Source organism: Priestia sp. TRM10 (assembly GCF_057808375.1).
In genome coordinates, this window is the sequence record NZ_JBJZOT010000029.1 from 1 (window position 1) to 526 (window position 526).

Consider the following 526-nt stretch of genomic DNA (forward strand, 5'->3'; position numbering starts at 1 on the left):
CCGGATACGTCAACAGATTACACGTTGTTGGCAGCAGCAGGAGCCACAGGCCCAACGGGCGTAACAGGAGAAACCGGAGCAACCGGAATCACGGGCGTAACTGGTGCAACGGGAGAGACCGGAGCAACTGGAGTCACAGGAGCAACTGGAATCACAGGAGCAACCGGAGTCACAGGAGCAACTGGGGTTACGGGAGCAACCGGAGTCACAGGAGCAACGGGAGAAACAGGAGCAACCGGAATCACGGGCGTAACTGGTGCAACGGGAGAGACCGGAGCAACCGGAATCACGGGTGCAACGGGAGAGACCGGAGCAACCGGAATCACAGGGGCAACCGGAATTACGGGAGCAACAGGAGAGACCGGAGCAACCGGAGTCATAGGAGCAACTGGGGTTACGGGAGCAACAGGAATCACAGGAGCAACCGGAATCACAGGTGCAACCGGAATTACGGGAGCAACAGGAGAGACCGGAGCAACCGGAGTCACAGGAGCAACGGGCGTAACAGGAGCAACTGGGGTTACGG

General features: G+C 59.1%; 1 pseudogene. It reads left to right on the forward strand.

Annotated features, from left to right (window positions below):
- Positions 1 to 526, forward strand: a pseudogene (locus ACK3CR_RS27030) (BclA C-terminal domain-containing protein); the annotation flags it as partial.